Genomic DNA, 21,988 nt, shown 5'->3' with positions numbered 1-21,988 from the left:
ATCAGCTTTACTAATTTACTCTATATATATATTTAGTGACAGGTATTGACAAATTTCTCGTTTTACGCTATATCTAGTGCTAAATGGCCCAATTAATAATTTTTAACAGTTGGGGGTTTCTGTATAAATTGATACAATCCTCTGTTAAATAATCGAGATATTGTAAAGTAATAAGTAGACTGTATTGTAGCGATCGCATTTTTAACTTTTGTGTCTACTCTATCAACGAACACCAACCTATCTCCAGAAGAACGCATAGCCTTAGATGACAAGCTCTCCCAGCGTTTTATTCAACTCGATCCGGGGGGCTATTTTATCATTTATATTGACCGGGACAAGGGCTTAATTTGCGCGGAACATTATAGCAACGATATCAACGAACAGGGTCTAGCTGTGGATCCAGACACGGGGGAACCTTTCCCGTGTAAAGGGGAACTCAAGCGGACTCCGATTGGTATTTACCGGGGAAGAACGGCGAAAGAATTAGGTATTAAAATCACAGAAGAAGCAAGTACCTGTCCGCTGACTTGTTTTGATCATGCCCTATACCTGGGGCGGGAGTTCGTCCGGGCGGAAATGGCTTTAGTGAATGGACAGGATTACATCCAGGACTAAATTCTAGTCGATGTAGGTCTGCTGGTAGGGACAGGAAAACGGGAGGCTAGGTAAAACCCACCCGCCTCCGTTGGATTCAGAGATTTTGGGGGTCTGATGCTACAGGTCGCCCCCACGAAACGCCAACAATACGATCACCACCGGGCCAGCAATCACAATCAGTGATAGCATTAGTAACTGGGCGATCAGTTCAAAATTGACATTGCTGAACAAGTTGGTAATAAAGTCCATTGTTCCTCCCAAAACTTCCCAAAGCGATGATATAAACCAAGGTCTAATCATATCAGGCGATCGCCCAATTATTTTAAGGAACGTTACAAAACTCAACAAGCGCGATGGTGAATTTGTGGCAAGCTGTCCCCAAAAGAGTTAAAATATCTGAAAACTGCTAACCCAAGAGAATCGTTCAGTATACTGCCGTGACCGAAAAAAACGCCTACAAAGACACGGTTAACCTGCCCAAAACCAAGTTTGATATGCGGGCTAATGCCGTCAAACGGGAACCAGAATTACAAAAATTTTGGGCGGATAACCAGATATACGATCGCCTCTGTGAAAACAATCCGGGCGATCGGTTTATAATTCATGATGGCCCGCCTTATGCCAATGGACAGCTACACATAGGCCACGCCCTGAATAAGATTCTCAAAGATATTATTAACCGCTACCAAACCCTACAGGGGCAAAAAGTCCGCTATGTGCCGGGTTGGGACTGTCACGGACTCCCGATTGAATTGAAAGTGCTGCAACAGATGAAGCAGTCAGAAAGGGAACAACTCACCCCGCTAACTTTGCGTGAGAAAGCGCGAGATTTTGCCCTGAAAACCGTTGAAGAACAAAAAACCCAATTTCAACGTTATGGGGTGTGGGGAGACTGGGAAAACCCCTATTTAACCCTAACTCCGGAATACGAAGCGGCTCAAATTGCTGTATTCGGTGTTATGGTTCTCAAGGGATACATTTATCGGGGTCTAAAACCAGTCCATTGGAGTCCGAGTTCCAAAACAGCCCTGGCGGAAGCAGAATTAGAATATCCCGAAGGTCACACTTCCCGCAGTATTTATGCGGCTTTCAGAATTACGAGTTTAGCGGAATCGGTGCGAGAGTTACTGAGTCCATATTTACCGGATTTAGGAGTAGCAATCTGGACGACTACGCCTTGGACGATTCCGGGAAATTTGGCAGTTGCTCTGAATCCAGAATTAACCTATGCGGTGGTAGAAACTCAAGGGGATTCAGAAAGTCCTATTGAGTTTAAGTATCTGTTGGTGGCTGCGGAATTGGTGGAAAGGTTATCAGCTACTTTTCACACTAATTTAACTGTGAAAGCTACGGTGAAAGGCGCACTGCTAGAAAATTGCACCTATAAACATCCTCTATTTGACCGTGAAAGTCCGATTTTAATTGGTGGTGATTATGTGACTACTGAATCGGGGACGGGTTTGGTTCATACAGCACCCGGTCACGGTCAGGAAGATTATATCGTAGGTCAGCGTTATGGTTTACCTATACTTTCGCCAGTAGATGAAAATGGTGATTTTACGGAGGAGGCGGGAGAGTTCGCGGGTTTAAATGTTCTCAAAGATGCTAATGGCGCGATTATTGAAGCGTTACAAGAGGCGGGTTCTTTGATTAAAGAGGAACCCTATCAACATAAATATCCCTATGATTGGCGGACGAAAAAACCGACAATTTTTAGGGCGACAGAACAATGGTTTGCATCGGTGGAAGGTTTCCGTGAACAGGCTTTAGAAGCTATTAAACAGGTGCAGTGGATTCCCTCACAGGGAGAAAATAGGATTACGCCAATGGTAAGCGATCGCAGTGATTGGTGTATTTCTCGTCAGCGCAGTTGGGGGGTTCCCATTCCGGTTTTTTATGAGGAAGAAACGGGGGAACCTCTGCTAAATGAGGAAACGATTAACCATGTAAAAGATATTATTGCTCAACACGGTACTGATGCTTGGTGGAAACTTTCGGTTGAGGAATTACTGCCGGAATCTTACGTTAATAATGGCAAGAAATACCGCAAGGGAACCGATACTATGGATGTCTGGTTTGATTCGGGTTCCTCTTGGGCGGCGGTGGCTAAACAGCGCCCAGAATTGGCTTATCCGGCTGATATTTATTTGGAAGGTTCTGATCAACATCGGGGTTGGTTTCAGTCTAGTTTATTAACCAGTGTGGCTAATCATGGGATTGCACCTTATAAAACTGTGCTAACTCATGGTTTTGTGCTGGATGAAAAGGGATATAAAATGAGTAAATCCCTGGGAAATGTGGTAGACCCGGCTGTGGTTATTAATGGGGGCAAAAATCAACAACAAGACCCCGCTTATGGTGCGGATATCCTGCGTTTGTGGGTGTCTTCGGTGGATTATTCGGCGGATGTACCTTTGGGTAAAAATATCCTGAAACAGATGTCGGATGTTTACCGCAAAATTAGAAATACGGCGCGGTTTTTGTTGGGGAATTTGCATGATTTTGACCCAGCAAAAGATGCGATCGCTTATGAGGATTTACCGGAGTTAGATCGGTATATGTTGCACCGCATGACGGAAGTGTTTGCGGAGGTGACAGACGCTTTTGAAACTTATCAGTTTTTCCGATTCTTTCAGGTAGTGCAAAATTTCTGTGTGGTCGATTTATCCAATTTCTATTTGGATATTGCGAAAGACCGACTATATATTAGCGCGGAAAATGGTTTCCGGCGGCGCAGTTGTCAGACTGTTTTGGCGATCGCCCTAGAAAATTTGGCGAAAGCGATCGCGCCTGTCCTTTGTCATACGGCAGAGGATATCTGGCAAAATATACCATATTCTACGCCATATTTATCAGTATTTGAATCTGGTTGGGTTCGGTTAGATGAAGCCTGGAAAAAGCCTGAATTAGCAGAGTTTTGGGTGAAATTACGGGAGATTCGCGCCGAGGTTAATCAGGTGATGGAACAGGCGCGCAAAGATAAAATGGTGGGTTCTTCTCTGGATGCTAAAATCTTGCTATATGTGGCAGATGAAAAATTGCGTCAACAGTTAGCGGCAATGAATCCAAATCCGGCGGAATTTAAGCAGAATAACGGCGTTGATGCTTTGCGATATCTGTTGATTTGTTCTCAGGTTGAGTTACTGGAAAATCCAGATAAACTGGCAGATTTGCAGTATAAAAGTGAGTCGGAATTGATGGCGATCGCTGTGGTGAATGCTGAGGGCGAAAAATGCGATCGCTGTTGGAATTACTCTGTCCATGTCGGTGAGTCTTCAGAACATCCCACCATCTGCGAACGTTGTGTTTCGGCTTTAGCCGGAGAGTTTTAACCACAGACACCGGGTTTCTCCCAACCCGGTTTCTTGAGAAGAAATGGAGCGAGCGATCGCCGATTAATTAGCTAAATCAATCAACTCGCTGGATGCAAATAAACAGCCTCTTTTGATGCTAAACTGGGTCAGTTAGAAGGAGTCAAATTGCTATGAAACCCAAATTAACCCAAGCTGAGATAGAGGCGATCGCACTTCTAACTACTCCCGATCCTTTGGTCTATGATTGGAATATCCCACGAACAGCGATCGCGCTTATTACTGCCCATTCCAGTGAATTTTAACCGCCCAATTATCACCTCAATGAAACAGGAGAGAAGATAACTTCTCTCCGCTATAACTATAAATTGATGTATAAGGTTAATTGGCTTGCTACTTTGTACCTGTCCGACTCATCCTGAAACCATAGACATAAATATCAGCAAATCCATAACGTTGTTCTTTTTCCCGCCATTTCGCCAGCCCAATTTCGCTTAAAAAATTGGCAAATTCATCAAATTGAGAATATATTTCTAGTGCGTTATTCTGCCATATTTGTTCCAGTTGTTCTCGGGAAGGTAAAGCAGGAACACCTTCTAATGAATCAAAAAATTTACATAGATCGGGATATTCCTGTTTAATGGCATCACAACGTTCCTCTGATGCCTTTTCTAAACCAATCTCCAGAGATTTTCCGCGAAGTAAGCGATCGTCAGTGGGAGACTTAACTGATGTTTGATCTTTATAAGTTAGCTCCTGGTCTCTTGCTGCTTCAAGTAAAGCACTTAAACTGCGGGGAAAGGCAGTGCCATTTAAGTCCGATAAACGTTCGTAAACCCATCGATAAACATATTTAGCTTTGTTGTCAGTTCGACGACGAATTCCCCACAATAAATCGAGGGCAAGATTTAAGTTGTCTTCACTAGCATTATCAATATTTTCCACAGGTGCAATGCGATCGACTAAATCTTTAAAATCTCCTGATTGCATAGCTTGACGAAGGGCTAATCGCAAAAAATCTATCCTTGTCCACCGCAGGAATAGATCGCGTCCATTAAAGTGACTTTTATTGTCAAAGTTTAAACGGTTCCATATATCTTCTCGCAGAAAAACTTTAAATCGAATAGACGTTAATCGACGCGCATCGCAAGCCTGAATCAGTTGGAATAAACCAGTTAAAGCGTGTTGTCTAACTCCATCTGTTTCTGGGAAGTCTTCATCTAAATCGTCATATAAAAGCCAAATTGTTTGATTTTTATGCCGTTGCTGTTCATTCAGAATATCCAAGGCATCTGACAAAAGAAGTCTTAAATTTGAATCCGTTGATAATTGAATTAATGCTTGAGTATGTTCAATCTGCCAGTTTTCTTTCGATAGTCTTTTTAAAATTTCGCGTAACGTTTCAAATTTAGATTTTTGATTTCCTTTTTCTGGTAGTCTCAACTTGTTGGATTGAAATAATCGCAGGATTAAGTACGATCGCCATAAAGCTTCCCAATTCCCATTCCTATCGGTTAAATTATTATGAATAATTTGAAATTCATTGCGGGTGGGGCGACTGTTTTCAAATCCACCATGGCCAGATAAAAAACTTACGGCATCTAATCGACCGCGAGCTAACTGTTTAGCCTTTGATTCATGTTTTAATAGAAGTAAGTAAAGTGCTGTTTTTCCAGTTCCTTTGCGACCTCGGATCAGACAAGTTGTTTCATCTAAGAACTTATCAAAATTAGCAGTTCTTTGAAACAGTTCAATCAGGTTAGATTTTGGATCGGCAGCATTTAAGGCAGGAAATTGGAGGCTTTCGATAATTTTCCAGCGTTCAGAAGTATCTTTACCGGGCAATATTTCTCCTAAGCGAAGTTGATTAGTATCTTCATCGATTAAGTTAGCAATTCGGTTGTAGTAATCTAATAATCCGGTTACAGGATAATCCTCAGCCAGAGCAATTGGTGGCAGATAAGGAACTACCAATGGTTCTGCTATTTCCGATTGAGTATCATCTGAGTCATACCCATTTTCACTCAATTCATCTTGAGCGATTTCCTGCTCAATGACTTGACGCAAAATCCCCCAAAGCTTTGTCACTTTAGCCATTCCCATATCGCTGATATCGGGAACGGGTGAGAAGACAAAATTCATTGACAGCTTGCCAAAAGAATTAAGTGATTTGAGGAGAAGATCGATCCCTTGCCGATTTTGCTCATTGGGAAACAAAAATATAATAGCTTCATCAGCCGCTTGTAGTAAAGATAAAGCCCCCCATTCATTGATTCCGGTGCGAGAATCCACTAAGATAACGTCTGGTTTTAGCTGTTCTTGAATTTCACGACTAAACATAGACCAGAGGGTTTCACCATTATCAAGAATCATAGTGGCTCTGAGATCATCAACTTTAGAAATATAATCAAGACTTAAAGATCCCGCCGGAACAATAAAGAGTCTTCCTGTAGCATCAGGTATTGTCACTTCGCCAAATATCTTGGTGATTAAAATATTAGGTTCTAACCCTTCAGGCAAATAAGAACGCTCATAAAAATAATCCACAATACCGAATTGAGGGAGTGGGTTTAAGCTAAAAGCTGTACTTAAACCGGGCGCTTCTAAATCTAAGTCAACAGCTACAACTTTACGACCGCGCATAGCCAAAATCCAAGCCACATGGGTTAATGCAGTTGTTCGACCGACTCCCCCCTTAAAGGAATAAAATGTGACTGTGCGAGGAATGCGGGGTTGAGGTTGAGGATATGGGGATTGATTTTGTGGATTTGCAGCCCACAATGCTAAATCTTGCCAAGTATTTATGGAACTTCCCTTTACAAGTGGTGGGGCTGACAAATTCAGGGATCGTGCTTCTTCTACTGCATATAAAGAAATAAAACCTGGGGATATATTAATCTGAAATTGACTCAGGATGCTCTGCAATTGCTCCTTTCGCTGCGACATCGATAAGCCTGTAAATTTATTACTGACAATCGTCAAATTCAGAAGTCCAGAAGTTGAAATATTAATGTCAGTCCATTCTTGCGAACTTTGCACATAGCTGTCCGTAATCTGCCGTTTCAGTAATAGTTGCCAGGTTTCTTCCATATCTACCTCTTTAAAGTTGAGTCAAAGTTGAGTTGCTTGCTTTTGTAGCCAATTTAGAAGACTCTTATATGAAGACAGCCAATCCTTATAGTCTTTGTCATTAGGCTCATTCCCATAATAACGCATCTCTATAAAATGTTGATTTGGGGTTTCAACTGTAGCCAGCCACCTCATTACCTGGGGAAATTTTTGAATCCGGCTGTACAGCCGATTATGCCGCTTTAATGCGTCGTGTAAACGATGTTGTGGATTAGTAATTGTATGACCAGGATCGTTAGAGTCGGTTTTCCATTCTCGGCTTGCACCTTTGGGTAATGAAGCGAATATCATCGATTTTAGCAGACATTCTATGGTAATGCCACCAAAATGCATTGCGGCTACTTTTCTGTTGAAATTAGATGAACAAAGTATTTCAGTATCCTTATGACGTTCTAAAAAGGCGGCTTGGTAATCTTCCATGTTGGCTGGATGCTTGGTTACAATGGTATATCTAGCATATATCTTGTATGGTTATAGCTTTTCTCATTAAGTAATCTGTCATTTTGGCCTGAGTCTGTAGAATTGGCTAACCTGCGGGAAGGGGTTCACCCTGCGGCAAGCGGCTTTGAGTCTACGGCAGGGGCGAAAGAAAGACGCGGGTAGAGAGGATCTCTCTTAAATTACTGAGGTCTTGCACCAATTGCAACAACAGCCCCGCGATCGCCCCTGTATGGGTCATTAAATATCAAAAGGGAGTCGCCAATTTAACTGTGCTGGCTTATTTGTAAGTTTACATGAGTTTTGGTATAATTAAAAATCATGTTTTCTTCCCCGACTAAATATGAAAATTGCTACCTGGAATGTGAATTCAATTCGGACTCGACAAGACCAAGTTTTGAGCTGGTTACAAGGTCAGGATATTGATGTTTTGTGCCTACAGGAAACTAAGGTTATTGATCAAGATTTTCCGCGATCGCCTTTTGAAGAATTGGGCTATCATGTCTATATTTATGGTCAAAAAGCCTATAATGGGGTGGCAATTTTTAGTCGCCTAAATATCGAGTCTGTAATTATGGGATTTACTCCGATTTTGGGTGCTGACCAGGTGGGGGAATTGGACGACCAAAAACGGGTAATTGCTGGGGTGATTGATGATATCTGTATTGTCAATGTTTATATCCCGAATGGGTCGAGTGTGGGAAGTGATAAATATGAGTATAAGTTACAGTGGTTAAACCGATTAGGGGATTATCTACAACAGATGTTAATCAAATATCCTCATCTGTGTATTTGTGGTGATTTTAATATTGCGCCAGAAGATCGGGATATTTATAATCCTCAAAACCGGGAAAATCATATTATGGCATCGGCGGCGGAACGTCAAGCCTTAGATGCGATCGCTAATTTGGGTTTAGCAGACGGCTTTCGTAAGTTTACCCAAGACGGCGGACATTTTACCTGGTGGGACTACCGCGCCGCCTCATTTACCCGCAACCGAGGCTGGAGAATTGATCACCATTATCTAAGTCCTGGACTCTATCAAAATGCGATCGCTTGTTACATTGACACTGAACCCAGAACCCAACCAAAACCGAGTGATCATGCACCCGTTATTTTAGAAATCGGAACTTAGTTTTCGGGTAAGTTAAAGTTAACATCTTCGTAAATGGCGGCAATTTGTTCGGTGAAATCCAGGCTAACAATATGAAAAGTAGTGTCGTCTGTATCCTCAGATAAACTATAACTATTAAATAGCCAACTGTCATCCTGGCGGCGAAAAATCTCTAAGCGAGGATGACGGGTATTAATTAATATATATTCCTGTAGGCTATCAAGACTTTGATAGTCCATAAATTTATCACCCCTATCAAAGGCTTCTGTGGAGTCGGACAATACCTCAATGATAAGTTGAGGAAATTGTTTATAGGTGGGTGTATCTCTATCACGCTGGTCACAGGTTACGAGAATATCGGGATAGTAAAAACGCTCACTTTTGGCTTTTTGAATACGGACTTTCATATCTGATATATACACCCGACAACTAGAGCCTCTGAGATGATTACGAAGTGCGATCGCCATATTTAAAGCGATCGTAACATGGGTATCAGTTGCACCCGCCATAGCGTAGACTTCTCCATCAATATATTCATGCTTGACAGAACTTTGGGCTTCTAGTTTTAGGTAATCATCTGGGGATAAATTGACAAAATTGGGTGTGGCAATCATATTTATATTTATTGATTATTAAAGTTAACATCTTCGTAAATGGCGGCAATTTGTTCGGTGAAATCCAGGCTAACAATATGAAAAGTAGTGTCGTCTGTATCCTCAGATAAACTATAACTATTAAATAGCCAACTGTCATCCTGACGGCGAAAAATCTCTAAGCGAGGATGACGGGTATTAATTAATATATATTCCTGTAGGCTATCAAGACTTTGATAGTCCATAAATTTATCACCCCTATCAAAGGCTTCTGTGGAGTCGGACAATACCTCAATGATAAGTTGAGGAAATTGTTTATAGGTGGGTGTATCTCTATCACGCTGGTCACAGGTTACGAGAATATCGGGATAGTAAAAACGCTCACTTTTGGCTTTTTGAATACGGACTTTCATATCTGATATATACACCCGACAACTAGAACCTCTGACCTGGGCGCGAAGTAGGGCAAATATATTTCCAGCAATAGTAACATGGGTATCAGTTGCACCCGCCATAGCGTAGACTTCCCCATCAATATATTCATGCTTGACAGAACTTTGCTCCTCTAGTTTTAGGTAATCATCTGGGGATACATTGGCAAAATTGGGTGTGGCAATCATTTGCTAACTCTCCAATAGTAATTAAGATTATATCATATTTTGAATGCAGACAAACATTGAGATTAATAAAAGTTTACGATTGTCTAAATTTTACCTAATAGCCAATAGGTGGTCATATTGCCTTTCCCCTTAACATTAATTGTGCCTCTGGGTTTAAATTTATAACGATATTTTAGGCGTTCATAGGTGATATCTGTAACTTGAATAGAGCCAGGTTTTCCTGATGATTCCATGCGGGAAGCAATGTTAACGGCATTTCCCCATAAATCATAGGAGAATTTTTTAATGCCAATTACTCCGGCTACTACGGATCCAGTATTAATACCAATCCTAATTTGAAAATGTTCGCAACCTGAAATATTACCCAAGATTTTACAAGTCTTAAAGTCATCCATAATTTGCTGCATTTCTAAAGCCATATCGGCGATCGCTTCTGCATGGTCATCCCGGGGAATTGGTAAGCCTCCCACTACCATATAAGCGTCACCAATAGTCTTGATTTTTTCTAAACTATACTTGTCGGCTAATTCATCAAATCGGGAAAACATCTGATTTAGCAATTCCACCAACTGAATGGGAGGAATGCGAGCAGATAAAGGAGTGAAGCCGACAATATCTGCAAATAAAATGGTCACATTTTCCATAGAGCAAGCAATGGTTTTTTGTTCATTCTTGAGTTGATCAGCAATAGCTTTTGGCAAGATATTTAATAATAGTTTTTCGGATTTATCTTTTTCATATCGGAGTTCAAACGTCCGCTCCTCTACCCGTTTTTCTAAGGCGGAAAAAGCATCTTGAACCTGTTGAGTCATCATGTTAAAAGACTTGGCTAAAATCCTGAGTTCTTTGATACCATTAGCATGAACTTTTTGCTGTAATTTGCCTTGAGCGATCGCCTGACTTGCGTCACTCAAATTGGAGATAGGAAGACTAATCCATCTAGCTATCAGAATGCTAAAAATTGTAGGAAAGATTAAAGCCAAAATACACATTAAAATTGTAGTGCGTTTGCTGGCATTAATAGTAGCCATAAAATCATCTTCGGGAACTACTAACACAATTAACCAGTCTAAGCCATGACCATCACTAAATGGTAAGATTTGCACGAATTGCCGTTCGCGTTTGATTTTAAAATCGAATTGTTTGGGTTTAGTGATTGTGTGTAAGTTTAAATTTTTATTGGTTAAATATTTGGCGGTTTCTCGGACTAATATATTTTCACTTTCTGTAGCTTGACGAATTTGGATATGATCGCCAATTTTCCGGGTCATACTATCATCAGTGGAACTGGAAACTAATAAACCAGAACGCTCGATAATAAAGGCTTCTCCGGTTTTACCAATTCCTAAATTTTGCAAAAATCTCCGGAGTTCTTCAGATAATAAAATATCAGTTCCGCACACGCCAATAAAACGATTTCCCCAAGGATCATAAGTAGATAAACTGGCGGTAATGGTGGGTAATTGTGTGGTAAAATCTAAATAAATATCACTCCATACGGACTTTCCTGTGGCTTGTGCGGCTCGATACCAGGGACGTTGACGAGGCTCATAGGGTCCAGCATCCCTAAGAAAATAAAGGCGATCGCCACGGACATCAATACCGTATAAGTGCATATTTCCATTGGTTTGATTATTCCTAATCATTAACTCAAAAAATGACCCGTCATCACTCCAACTCACACCGATAAAATTTCCGGTTTCTTCTTCGGCACAATAAACGGCATTAAGATAAGGTGAGTTTTTAATGTGCTGCAAAAAAACATTAATTCTTTCCCCACTATAAAAATCAATTTGACCCTGGGAAAAGCTATCGGTATTTAACTTATTGATTTGATGAGGTATTCTAATATATGCTTGTAATTGCTGGTCAATGCGAGCAGTTAATTCCTGGCGCAGTTGAAATGCTAAATCTCGCACGGCTGCTTCGCCATTGCGAAAAGAAAAATAACCGACCAAACCGACAGTTAATGCTACTTGTAGCAAAAACGGTACTACTAAAATAGTGCGGAGTGAAATGTTACTGAATATCCGCTTGAGTTGTCTCTGAAAACGGCGAAGATAGAAAGCCAACATGGAATTAACTACCTGACAACTTTGAGTTTCAACTGTCGTCAGTATACCTTGAAAACTGTGGAAACTGCTAAAATGGCTTTTGGATAGTGTCTGGTCATCGGGTAATTATGCTATCGTATAACTTGTTGGTATCAATACCCAGAATCATATAAGATTAATTTAGTTACCATTGGGAGCTATTCCTACCACTTTAGTTATAAGTTGTATAACTCCATGGTATTATGGTTTTTGGCTAGAAATTAGCCAAGCGACCAGTTTACTATCAACCATAAAAATTAATCATTAGGAGATGGATAAAATGCGAATTTTAATCATGGGTGGCACTAGGTTTATTGGGGTTTATCTCACCAAGATTTTAGTCAGCCATGGTCATGACGTGGTATTATTTAATCGGGGAAATAAACCGAGTCCGGTAGACGGAATTAAACAAATTCATGGCGATCGCACTGATGCCAACCAATTGAAAGAAAAGCTATCCGGTGAAACCTTTGATGTCATTTTTGATAATAATGGTCGCCAATTAAGTGATACCCAACCCCTAGCCGATTTATTTAATGGTCAGGTGAAACACTTTGTTTATATGAGTTCAGCCGGAGTCTATCTCAAGTCTGATCAAATGCCTCATATTGAAGGAGACCCCACCGATCCCAAAAGTCGCCATTTAGGGAAATATGAAACGGAAACCTACTTGCAAAAAGTGGGTATTCCTTGGACATCAATCCGACCAACTTACATCTACGGACCACAAAATTATAACCCTTTAGAGTCCTGGTTTTTCGATCGCATTGTTGCTAAACGTCCCATTCCTATTCCCGGTAATGGAATGCACATCACCCAATTAGGTCATGTGGAAGACTTAGCTAATGCCATGGTAGCAGTATTAGGAAATTCAACGGCTATTGGTCAAGTGTATAATATCTCAGGCGATCGCTTTGTCACCTTTGATGGGTTAGCCAAAGCCTGTGCGATCGCTGCGGGTCAGTCCCCAGATGACCTGCAATTAATTCATTATGACCCCAAAAACTTTGATTTCGGGAAACGTAAAGCATTTCCCCTGCGAGTTCAGCATTTCTTTGCGGATGTTCACAAAGCCATAAATCAACTCAATTGGCAACCCAAATATGATCTAATTTCCGGATTAAAAGATTCCTGCCAAAACGATTATCTAGCTAATAGTAATCAAGGAGAGGTAGACTTTTCTACCGACGATGAAATCATCAAAGCCGCCGGGTAAATTTCATCAAAAAGGGGTAGTTATTAATTAATTACCCCCCAATTGTTTAATTATACCATTACATCGAATAATCGAACATGACCAACTTAGCAGGTAAAGTCGCCTTAGTTACAGGTGCATCCAGAGGATTAGGTAAAGGAATTGCCATTGGTTTAGGAGAAGCTGGCGCTACTGTTTATATCACAGGTCGCAGCCTATCGCAAGCCAATGATGCTGTAGGAGGCAGTTTAGAAGAGACTCGGTTAGAGGTGGAAAAAGCCGGGGGTAAATGTATCGCGATTGCGGTTGATCACGGTGATGATCAACAAGTGGAATTACTTTTTAATCGCATTGATCAGGAACAACAGGGACAACTTGATTTATTGGTAAATAACGCATATAAGGGAGTGCGAACTTTAACAGAAATGCAGGGTAAACCCTTTTGGGAAAGCGAACCGCAAGTTTGGGATGAAGTTAATAATGTAGGCTTACGCAGTCATTATGTGGCGGCTGTTTTAGCAGCTAGAATGATGGTTAAACGTCGTCAAGGTTTAATCTGTACTATTTCATCTTGGGGGGGATTTTCCTATCTTTTTAGTGCCGTTTATGGGATTGGAAAATCTGCCTGCGATCGCTTGGCGGCGGATTTTGCGACTGAACTCCAACCCTATAATGTCGCTTCCGTTGCTGTTTGGCCAGGAATTGTTAACACAGAACATATGTCTAGGGTCGCCACGGAAATAGAAGCCTCCAATGTCGCCACAGATGATCCAGCAATCCGATCGCTTGTTGACCGCTATAATTGGGAAACACCCCTCTTGACCGGGAGAGTTATTGCAGCCTTAGCAGCCGATCCGAATATTATGCGTCGCAGTGGTCGCCTGCAAATTGTCGCCGAACGCGCTCAAGAGTATAATCTAGTAGATGAAAATGGTAATCGTCCAGTTTCTCTGCGATCGCTGCGTTTTTTACTACCCATGAAATGGCCGCAACTCCAAAAATCTGCATCATTAATTCCTAATGTAAATATTCCCTGGTCTGTGCTATTATCAACTATGCTAAAATCTCCGAAAATTTAACCATGACTCAACTAGAAAATGCCACAGTAGTTTTAACGGGTGCTACTGGCGGATTTGGTCAACAACTCACCCGCCAATTATTAGCAGCAGGTAGCCGTTTAATTTTAAGCGATCGCCATCAACCAACTCTCCACCAACAAGCACAACTAATTCAACAGGAGATTAAAACCGGAGAAATCCTCGCTTGTTTCGAGGCTGATTTATCTAACCGTGAGGGATGCGAAATCTTATTTAATCAAGTCAAAAGCCTGGAAGTTCCCATCGATATTTTAATCAATAACGCCGGACTAGCCGTTTATGGTCGGATGGACGAAACACCCCCGGAAAAATGGGAAACCCTCATGGAAGTAAACCTACTTGCACCAATGCGTTTAACCAGTCTATTTGTAGGGGATATGATTAGCCGTCGCCAAGGTCATATCGTCAATATTTCCTCCGTGGCTGGTTGGAGTGGGAAAGCTGGTTTAACTCACTATTGCGCCAGTAAATTTGGCTTACGAGGCTTTAGTGAGGGACTCTTTGATGAGGTAAAATCCTACAATGTCAAAGTGACCGCCGTCTACCCATTTTTTAGTCGGACCCCAATTTTAGACGCTGAAAAATATGGAACCCTAGCCACTAACTATCAAGGTTTACCAGAGGCTTGGTTGACCGACCCTAAGCAGGTCATGAAAGCGACTTTGCGAGGTATTCAATCCAATCAACTCCATGTATTCCCAGACTCCCCGGCAAATTTCATTCATTTACTCAAACGCTATACTCCTTTTTGGTTAGATAAAATTTCGTTTTTGGCTGCTAAAAAACTTGTAAAAAATCCTAAAGTATGACTGCTCAAATCTTAGGAAATAACCCCAAAACTGCCGACAAATATCTAATCATCGGAGCCGGATTTGTCGGATTAGGTATAGCCGACGGTTTAAAAACCGCGAAAATTCCCTATGACCAAGTAGATGCCAGTGATGATATTGGTGGTAATTGGTATCATGGTGTCTATGAAACTGCCCATATTATTTCCTCGAAGAAAATCACCCAATTCACTCATTTTCCGATGCCGAATGATTATCCTGATTTTCCGAGTGCCAAACAAATGCGGGACTACTTAAACCATTTTGCTGATGCTTTTAATCTGCGCCCCAACATTGAACTAAAACGCACCATCACCCTAGTTAATCCTATCGCCAAAAATCTCTGGTTAGTCAGCTTTGATAATGGAGAAAAGCGAATTTATAAAGGGGTGATTATATGTAATGGTCATCATTGGTGCAAACGATTTCCCGAATTTCCCGGAACTTTTAACGGTGAAATGATACATTCTAAAGACTACAAAACACCCGACCAACTTAGAGGTAAACGAGTCTTAATAATTGGTGGTGGTAACTCCGCCTGTGACCTAGCCGCCGAAGCAGCTAGAGTCGGTCAAAAATCGGTGTTAAGCCTGCGGGAGTCTGTGTGGTTTATTCCCAAAACCTTTGCTGGTGTTCCTCTATCGGATTTAATTCGTTGGTGGATGCCTGAAGCCTTGCAAAGATTAATGTGTTATGGTATAATCAAGCTAAGTTTTGGCAGCCATGAAAACTATGGTTTGCCCAAACCAAAATATCGAATTTTCGATAAACATCCCACCCTAAATAATGAAGTACCCTACTATATCAAGCATGGAAAAATCACCCCCAAACCCGCCGTCAATAAATTAGACGGTTGGGATGTAGAATTTAGCGATCGCACCAGGGAAACCTTTGATTTAATAGTGTGTGGCACAGGCTATCATGTTTCCTATCCCTTTCTACCTCCCGAATTACAAAGAGTCAAGGGGGCGACTGTGCAGTGTTATGGGGGGGCATTTTTAGATGATTATCAAGGGCTATATTATATCGGATGGGGTCAAGCGCGAGGCGGTGTAGGTTCGTTGATTTCTGCTTATGCGCCCTTATTTACCCGATGTTTAAAACTACAAGAGGAAATCAAGATTCCCTTGGGTTTAGTCTTGAAGGAAATCGGACAGACTTTGCCGACCACTCACCTATCTGATCCACAGAAAGTTTTGAGGCAAATTCAACTATTTAACCTCTTGTTTAATTGGTTCACAAAAAAAGCCCACCAAATTGATCAACGTTATCCTAATTTTGAAAATCCCTTTCAAGCCTAGAAGCACCCATCAACGGCTCAGAGACAATTTCTCAACCCCAGGACTTCCTACAAGGCTATAACTGGTCTTATGGATGTAATTAGCCAACTTTCCAACAACCTAGGCTACAATCAAAGTATCTACCTTAGTTTTGAGTTGGATCAACAGATTATGGGTTTATTAGTCTCTATTTTGATGTCAGGTCACAAATAACCAAGCCTTTCCGGGTGGTTGGGTGCTAAGTTTATTTACTCATCCCAGTTGTTTCGTAGAAGCATCATCAACGCAAAACGCCGTCAATAACCCCCCCCACAAAGGGATGAGGCTGACCACAGCCACAAACCTAAGTGAGTTTAGTTGACAGACCTGGGTGAAGCCTTCGAGAGACTTTCCGGGTCTACCTTGGGAGTAAGGGTTGAAGTTCTTACCTGGGAATGGGTCGCTAGTTCCTAACTGTCAAACCTTATGGTTAAAGATTTTTTGTCAAGCCAACCAGACTTACTCCAGGGAGTCTTGGGACAACGGAGGGGAATTACCCAGAAAGCAACAGGATTGTATGTTAGTAGGGGAAGTGATGGTTAGTATTACTTTAAACCAGTGGTTGGCGAGGGAGAAACAGTAGAACTGACTTTGCACAATACCCATGGCACTCAAATGGCTTTTGAATGATGCACTTTTGGGGGTCCCGCCCACTCTATATCAATTGCTGTTCCTATCCCTCCCCACCCACAAGGGGATGGGGTTTCTCGGAGGAAGATTATGAAATTGCACAAGAAGACATTGCTCATTATTGGCGCAGCACTAATTAGCCTAATTGTGGTGTTGTATACAACAGCATCCTGTATCCTGATTCAGAATTTCCGTAATCTGGAGATTGAGTCGGTGCATCAGGATGTAGTCCGGGTAATTAAAGCCTTAGAGGATGACCTGGCTAATTTAGATACGATCGCTCAAGATCAAGCCAAATGGGATGATACCTATGCCTTTATCAATCAACAAAATAGCCGATATGTGCGATCTAACCTAGCTAACACTATGTTTATGGATCTGAGGCTAAATCTCTTCATTCTGATAGATAGCCAAGGTCAAATCGTCTTCAGCAAAGGTTTCGACATCAACAGCCAAACAGAAACCCCTATTCCCGCCAGTCTCTCGCCTCACCTAAAATCGGTCAGTCTGTCATTTTCCAACCCCTCCCGGTCTTGTTTTGAGAAAGAAGAGGAAATCCCCTGTCCCACAATAGGGATCGTCATGTTACCAGAAGGCCCATTGCTGCTATCGGCCCGTCCCATCCTTACCAGTATTGCCCATGGACCAAGCCGGGGAACCCTAGTAGTGGGTCGCTATCTTGATCATAACGAAATAGATCGCCTGACTCAAATTACCCAACTTGCGGTGGAAATCAACCCTTGGACTCCCCTCAACCCCCAACAAACCCAACAAATCATCAATGCGGAAGACCCCATCAGAGTTCAACCCCTAGATACTTCGACTATCCTGGGGTCTATTCCCCTCCTAGACATTTATAATCGACCGATTCTCAACCTGGAAATCCAAAGCGATCGCCCCATTTTCCGCCAAGGTCGCACCAGCCTAATTTATCTCACATTTTCCCTATTTCTGATCGGCATAATTTTAAGTGCAATTACCATACTGGTATTTGAGAAACTGATTTTAGCCAGACTGTTAGACCTCACCCACAAAATTAATCAAATCGGCAAAAGTCGCGACCCATCCCTACGGCTGACAGTACCCCCAGGGGAAGATGAACTCACCGGGTTAGGACAAACCATTAATCAAATGTTAGAAGCCTTAGAACAAGCCAATATTCAAAGCCAGGATAGTGAAGAAAGATATCGGCTAATGGCGGAATATTCCACCGATTTAATTACTCATCACTCTCGCCGAGGTTTGATCCGCTACGCCTCCCCCGCCTGTTCGTTGCTATTAGGATATGAGCCGGAAAGTTTAATTGGTCAACACCCCAGTAAATTTTTTCACCCAGATGACCTTAACACACTCAGCAAGACATTAGAAATTGTTTTAAGTCAAAAAGTATCCTATACTCTAACCTATCGTATACGCCACAAAAACGGCGAATATATTTGGTTTGAAACCACCAGTCGCGCTATTTATCATCCCGAGACCGGGAGAGTGCAAGAAATTCTGGGTGTCTCCAGAGATATTAGCGATCGCAAACAGCGGGAACAGGAACTACAAGACAGCGAAGCCTCAATTAGGAGTCTTTATCAAATCACCTCATCTCGTCATTTAGACTGGCAAGAACAACTCCAGCAAATCCTCAAGTTGGGCTGTGATAAATTCCACTTAGAAGTCGGTATAATTAACCAGATATTGAACCTAGACACCCCCCAGCCTTCCGCCCAAATTATGGCAGGAATTGACCCTAATAATAGCTGGTCATTTGGGGATAATTTTGATTTAAATAATCCGTTGATTTTGGCGACATTAAAGGCTGAAAACCCCCTGATTTTTGAATCAGTGTTAGTCTCCGGATTCCCCTCTTATGCCGATGAAAATTGCTGGCAAATTGAGGCATATATGGCTATTCCTATTAAAGTCTATGGTCAGGTTTATGGAACTCTTTGTTTTTGGAGTCAAAACCCTTTAAATGAGCCATTTAGAGCCGTTGACCAAGAACTATTAAAACTCATGGCGCAGTGGATAGGTAGTGAAATAGAACGACAGCAAACCGCCCAAGAATTGAGTCAAGCCAGGGATGAGGCTCTCGCAGCCACTCGTGCCAAAAGTGAATTTTTAGCCACTATGAGCCATGAAATTAGGACTCCCATGAATGCAGTAATTGGGATGACCGGATTGTTATTAGATACTCCTTTAAGTCTAGTTCAACAGGATTTTGTCGAAACCATTCGCAGCAGTAGTGATGCCCTACTTTCTTTAATTAATGATATCCTAGATTTCTCCAAAATAGAATCAGGAAAATTAGACCTAGAAGCCTTCCCCTTTAGTTTACGCACTTGTCTTGAAGAATCCCTGGACTTATTGGCGACCAAAGCCGCGAGTAAATCCCTAGAATTGGGATATTTCATTGATGCTTATACCCCCAATGAAGTGGTGGGAGATATGGCAAGAGTTAGGCAAATTTTAGTGAATTTACTCAGCAACGCCGTTAAGTTTACCGCCCGGGGTGAAGTGTTGGTATCAGTGTCAGCAAAACCACTGTTTTCGGATTTAGAATTGACTGCCAAATCTATGTATTCTACCCACTATCAAATTGAGGTAGCAGTGTCGGATACAGGTATTGGTATTCCGGTCGATCGCATGAATCGTTTATTTAAGTCCTTTAGTCAGGTTGATGCTTCCACGAATCGACAATATGGCGGGACAGGATTAGGTCTAGCTATTAGTCAGCGACTGGCCGAAATGATGGGGGGTAAAATGTGGGTAGTCAGTGGTGATGCGATCGGTGGTCATCCCCCAGAAAATTGGCAGATAAATAAAGATACTCCCACACAGGGATCTACATTCTATTTTTCCATAGTAGTTCAGAGTAGCCAGAATTTATTACCACAGTGGAATCATGCTGATGAATTAGCCGGAAAACGACTATTAATTATTGACTCTCACCCCACCAATCGCCAAATTTTGACCAAGCAAGTTCAATGCTGGGGTTTAGTGGTAGAAGATACCGACAGCCCCACAGAAGCGATCGCCTGGTTAAAACAAGGTAAAACCTTTGATATCGCCATTGTGGAAATGGAAATCGCCAATTTGGACGGGTTCAATTTTGCCACCCAAGTCCGACAGACTTCAGCCGGGGTTGACCTCCCCTTAGTCATGTTAATTTCCGTCGGTCAACAAAATTTTAACCCCACCGATCATCGAGATTTTGTCGCCTTTCTGAATAAACCCATTAAACAATCACCCCTATACAATATTCTGATTAACGTCCTGTGTGGGGAACCTCTACAGATTAAAAATTGGAGTCGCAACCAAATGCGATCGCCCCAAGATATTCCCCTGTTAGCAGAAAAACTCCCCCTGCGGATTTTATTAGCCGAGGATCACCTAGTTAACCAAAAAGTCGCCCTACAAATCCTGCAAAGAATGGGATATAGGGCTGATGTCGCCGGGAATGGTTTAGAAGTTCTCGAAGCCCTAGAAAGACAGCCATACGATGTCATTTTAATGGATATGCAGATGCCCATTATGGATGGCTTAGAAGCAGCCCGACAGATTAAAAAACGCTATGATAACCAAGAAAAACCCTACTCCCCACGCCCGCGCATTATCGCCGTTACAGCCAATGCTATGGAAAGCGATCGCGCTGAATGTATAGCAGCCGGAATGGATGACTATATCAGTAAACCTATCCGTATGGAACAATTAGTTAAAGTTCTCCGTAACTGTCGCCCCATCACCTGCGATGCCATTGTACCTTCAACATATTTAAATACCACCACCGATGATAGCAAATCTTCCCCCATTCTTGACCCCACTGTTTTACAAGGACTGCGAGAGATAGAAGCCTTGGAAGAAGTCGCCGAAATGTACATCGAAAGCGCCCCGGAACTTCTGAACACTATTCAAATAGCCCTCCAACAAAATGATCCCACAGCCCTCAAACAGGCCGCCCATTCCCTGAAATCCATCAGTGGGACTTTAGGCGCTTTTGGTTTATCCGAATTATGTCTGCAATTAGAAATCATGGGCCGTCAAGGAGTAGATGCAGGTGTCCCCATTCCTCAACCATCGGCTGAATCAGTTTATACTCAGATTCAAGCCGAGTTAGAAAGAGTCAAGGAAGCCCTGACCAATGAAGCGAGCGCAAATTTGACCATTTAACCGGCTTTTTTGCGACTGCGTTTGTTGATTAAGCCACTCCAGGCGATAGTCAGATAGCAACTAGCCAGCAGTAAACTACCTAAGCCGACCCGGAGATTAGATTTGAAAGTCCCCAGTTGCGATCGCTTTTCTGCCTCTCGCCGACGGTTTTCAATTTCCTGTTTCAGTTCCTGGCCAATGGCATTGCTTTGGACTCCCAACGCTTCCGGGTTTTCCTGAAATTCTTGCAGGCGCGCTAATTGTGCTTCGGTAAGCTGTTGTTCTTGGATATAATCTTCTAAGCGCTGCTGATTGCCTAAGATAGCTAACATTTGGGTTTGTTGTTCTTGCAGGCGTTCTTCTAGCTGCATTTTGGCCGTCGCTGCATCCTGATTAATTTTCTCAATCGTTTCATTACTCGCTGCTATAGTAGTGCCAACGTGCAGGGGAATCAGCACTAAATACATCACCCCCAGAATGCCAGAAATCACATAAACCCAAAATTTGAGACTGTTAAACCCCTGTTTAGGCTTTTCTGGTGATAGACCAGCTACCTCCTGTAACCCGTATGCACAAAACATTAAGGCGATCGCCAACACCGGAATCACCCCTTGTTCTACCATCTGAGTAGTAAAATTCAGTTGCCACCTGAGATCCCCAAAATTCGTTGGCACAAACAGCAAAATATAGTTAATTAGGGCAAAAAAGAATAAAATTACCCCCGCCAGCCTCAAAAATCCAGCAGCCTGGGACGGGATTTGATTTGGAGTTGTTCCTTTCATAACACATCAAGTTCCGTATTTTTACTGAGACTGATACATTTACGCGACATTTATCCGGCTATTGCCTGACAATGCGACGATAGCACTATTACCCGTTAAGGTAACA

At 42.1% G+C, this 21,988-nt stretch carries 17 protein-coding genes; 10 read left to right on the top strand and 7 right to left on the bottom strand.

Translation table 11 applies throughout. The features are described from left to right. Positions 1 to 210: 210 nt before the first annotated feature. On the top strand, positions 211 to 615 hold the full coding sequence (locus tag ACTIE0_RS11980) for a DUF4346 domain-containing protein (RefSeq protein WP_006624239.1): 405 nt from the start codon (positions 211 to 213) through the stop codon (positions 613 to 615). 99 nt (positions 616 to 714) lie between these two features. Here the strand turns inward: ACTIE0_RS11980 and psb30 are convergent, their stop codons facing one another. Then, on the bottom strand, positions 715 to 942 hold the full coding sequence (psb30, locus tag ACTIE0_RS11975; RefSeq protein WP_431522207.1) for a photosystem II reaction center protein Ycf12/Psb30: 228 nt from the start codon (positions 940 to 942) through the stop codon (positions 715 to 717). Positions 943 to 1,034: 92 nt separating this feature from the next. Between psb30 and ileS the strand changes: the two genes are divergently transcribed. Both ileS and ACTIE0_RS11965 read left to right on the top strand, forming a co-directional pair. Further along, positions 1,035 to 3,929: an isoleucine--tRNA ligase gene (gene ileS / locus ACTIE0_RS11970; protein WP_006624237.1), complete on the top strand. Its 2,895-nt coding sequence runs from the start codon at positions 1,035 to 1,037 to the stop codon at positions 3,927 to 3,929. Positions 3,930 to 4,081: 152 nt separating this feature from the next. Next, on the top strand, positions 4,082 to 4,213 hold the full coding sequence (locus ACTIE0_RS11965) for a hypothetical protein (RefSeq protein WP_006668395.1): 132 nt from the start codon (positions 4,082 to 4,084) through the stop codon (positions 4,211 to 4,213). A gap of 88 nt (positions 4,214 to 4,301) precedes the next feature. On the opposite strand, the gene ACTIE0_RS11960 is transcribed toward ACTIE0_RS11965, so the two are convergent. Further along, on the bottom strand, positions 4,302 to 6,998 hold the full coding sequence (locus tag ACTIE0_RS11960; RefSeq protein WP_006668394.1) for a ParA family protein: 2,697 nt from the start codon (positions 6,996 to 6,998) through the stop codon (positions 4,302 to 4,304). Positions 6,999 to 7,019: 21 nt separating this feature from the next. Next, entirely contained in the window at positions 7,020 to 7,457 is a 438-nt protein-coding gene (locus ACTIE0_RS11955; protein ID WP_006668393.1) for a hypothetical protein, read from the bottom strand. A gap of 361 nt (positions 7,458 to 7,818) precedes the next feature. Here ACTIE0_RS11955 and xth point away from each other — a divergent pair, with 361 nt between their 5' ends. Then, positions 7,819 to 8,610, top strand: a complete 792-nt coding sequence (xth, locus tag ACTIE0_RS11950) for an exodeoxyribonuclease III (RefSeq protein WP_006624231.1) — start codon at positions 7,819 to 7,821, stop codon at positions 8,608 to 8,610. Here the strand turns inward: xth and ACTIE0_RS11945 are convergent. The 3 genes from ACTIE0_RS11945 to ACTIE0_RS11935 form a co-directional block, all read right to left on the bottom strand. Continuing rightward, positions 8,607 to 9,203, bottom strand: coding sequence for a Uma2 family endonuclease (locus ACTIE0_RS11945; protein ID WP_006624229.1), 597 nt, complete (start codon positions 9,201 to 9,203; stop codon positions 8,607 to 8,609). The two genes, xth and ACTIE0_RS11945, sit on opposite strands and share 4 nt — an antisense overlap. An 8-nt stretch (positions 9,204 to 9,211) precedes the next feature. After that, entirely contained in the window at positions 9,212 to 9,802 is a 591-nt protein-coding gene (locus tag ACTIE0_RS11940) for a Uma2 family endonuclease (RefSeq protein ID WP_006624228.1), read from the bottom strand. Between the two features lie 83 nt (positions 9,803 to 9,885). Beyond that, positions 9,886 to 11,877 (bottom strand): adenylate/guanylate cyclase domain-containing protein, encoded by a 1,992-nt coding sequence (locus tag ACTIE0_RS11935; RefSeq protein ID WP_006668391.1) that lies wholly within the window; start codon positions 11,875 to 11,877, stop codon positions 9,886 to 9,888. Positions 11,878 to 12,175: 298 nt separating this feature from the next. On the opposite strand from ACTIE0_RS11935, the gene ACTIE0_RS11930 reads away from it, so the two are divergent. The 6 genes from ACTIE0_RS11930 (at position 12,176) to ACTIE0_RS11905 (ending at position 21,121) form a co-directional block, all read left to right on the top strand. Next, a complete protein-coding gene (locus tag ACTIE0_RS11930) occupies positions 12,176 to 13,111 on the top strand; it encodes an NAD-dependent epimerase/dehydratase family protein (RefSeq protein ID WP_006668390.1) in 936 nt (311 codons plus the stop codon). 77 nt (positions 13,112 to 13,188) lie between these two features. Beyond that, on the top strand, positions 13,189 to 14,169 hold the full coding sequence (locus tag ACTIE0_RS11925; RefSeq protein WP_006624221.1) for an SDR family NAD(P)-dependent oxidoreductase: 981 nt from the start codon (positions 13,189 to 13,191) through the stop codon (positions 14,167 to 14,169). Between the two features lie 2 nt (positions 14,170 to 14,171). After that, entirely contained in the window at positions 14,172 to 14,996 is an 825-nt protein-coding gene (locus ACTIE0_RS11920) for an SDR family NAD(P)-dependent oxidoreductase (RefSeq protein WP_006668389.1), read from the top strand. Then, positions 14,993 to 16,315, top strand: a complete 1,323-nt coding sequence (locus ACTIE0_RS11915) for a flavin-containing monooxygenase (protein WP_006668388.1) — start codon at positions 14,993 to 14,995, stop codon at positions 16,313 to 16,315. Before ACTIE0_RS11920 ends, ACTIE0_RS11915 begins: the two co-directional genes overlap by 4 nt. A gap of 394 nt (positions 16,316 to 16,709) precedes the next feature. Further along, positions 16,710 to 16,916, top strand: coding sequence for a hypothetical protein (locus ACTIE0_RS11910; protein WP_006624213.1), 207 nt, complete (start codon positions 16,710 to 16,712; stop codon positions 16,914 to 16,916). Positions 16,917 to 17,053: 137 nt separating this feature from the next. Next, positions 17,054 to 21,121, top strand: coding sequence for a CHASE4 domain-containing protein (locus tag ACTIE0_RS11905; RefSeq protein ID WP_006624212.1), 4,068 nt, complete (start codon positions 17,054 to 17,056; stop codon positions 21,119 to 21,121). Here the strand turns inward: ACTIE0_RS11905 and ACTIE0_RS11900 are convergent. Continuing rightward, complete coding sequence (locus ACTIE0_RS11900) at positions 21,118 to 21,882, bottom strand: HpsJ family protein (protein ID WP_006624210.1); 765 nt, start codon at positions 21,880 to 21,882, stop codon at positions 21,118 to 21,120. The two genes, ACTIE0_RS11905 and ACTIE0_RS11900, sit on opposite strands and share 4 nt — an antisense overlap. Positions 21,883 to 21,988: the final 106 nt, after the last annotated feature.

The organism is Limnospira sp. (genome assembly GCF_051859755.1).
Classification (GTDB): Bacteria; Cyanobacteriota; Cyanobacteriia; order Cyanobacteriales; family Microcoleaceae; genus Limnospira; species Limnospira fusiformis.
Note: the sequence above shows the minus strand (reverse complement) of the source record. Positions and strands in the feature narration are given on the sequence as shown.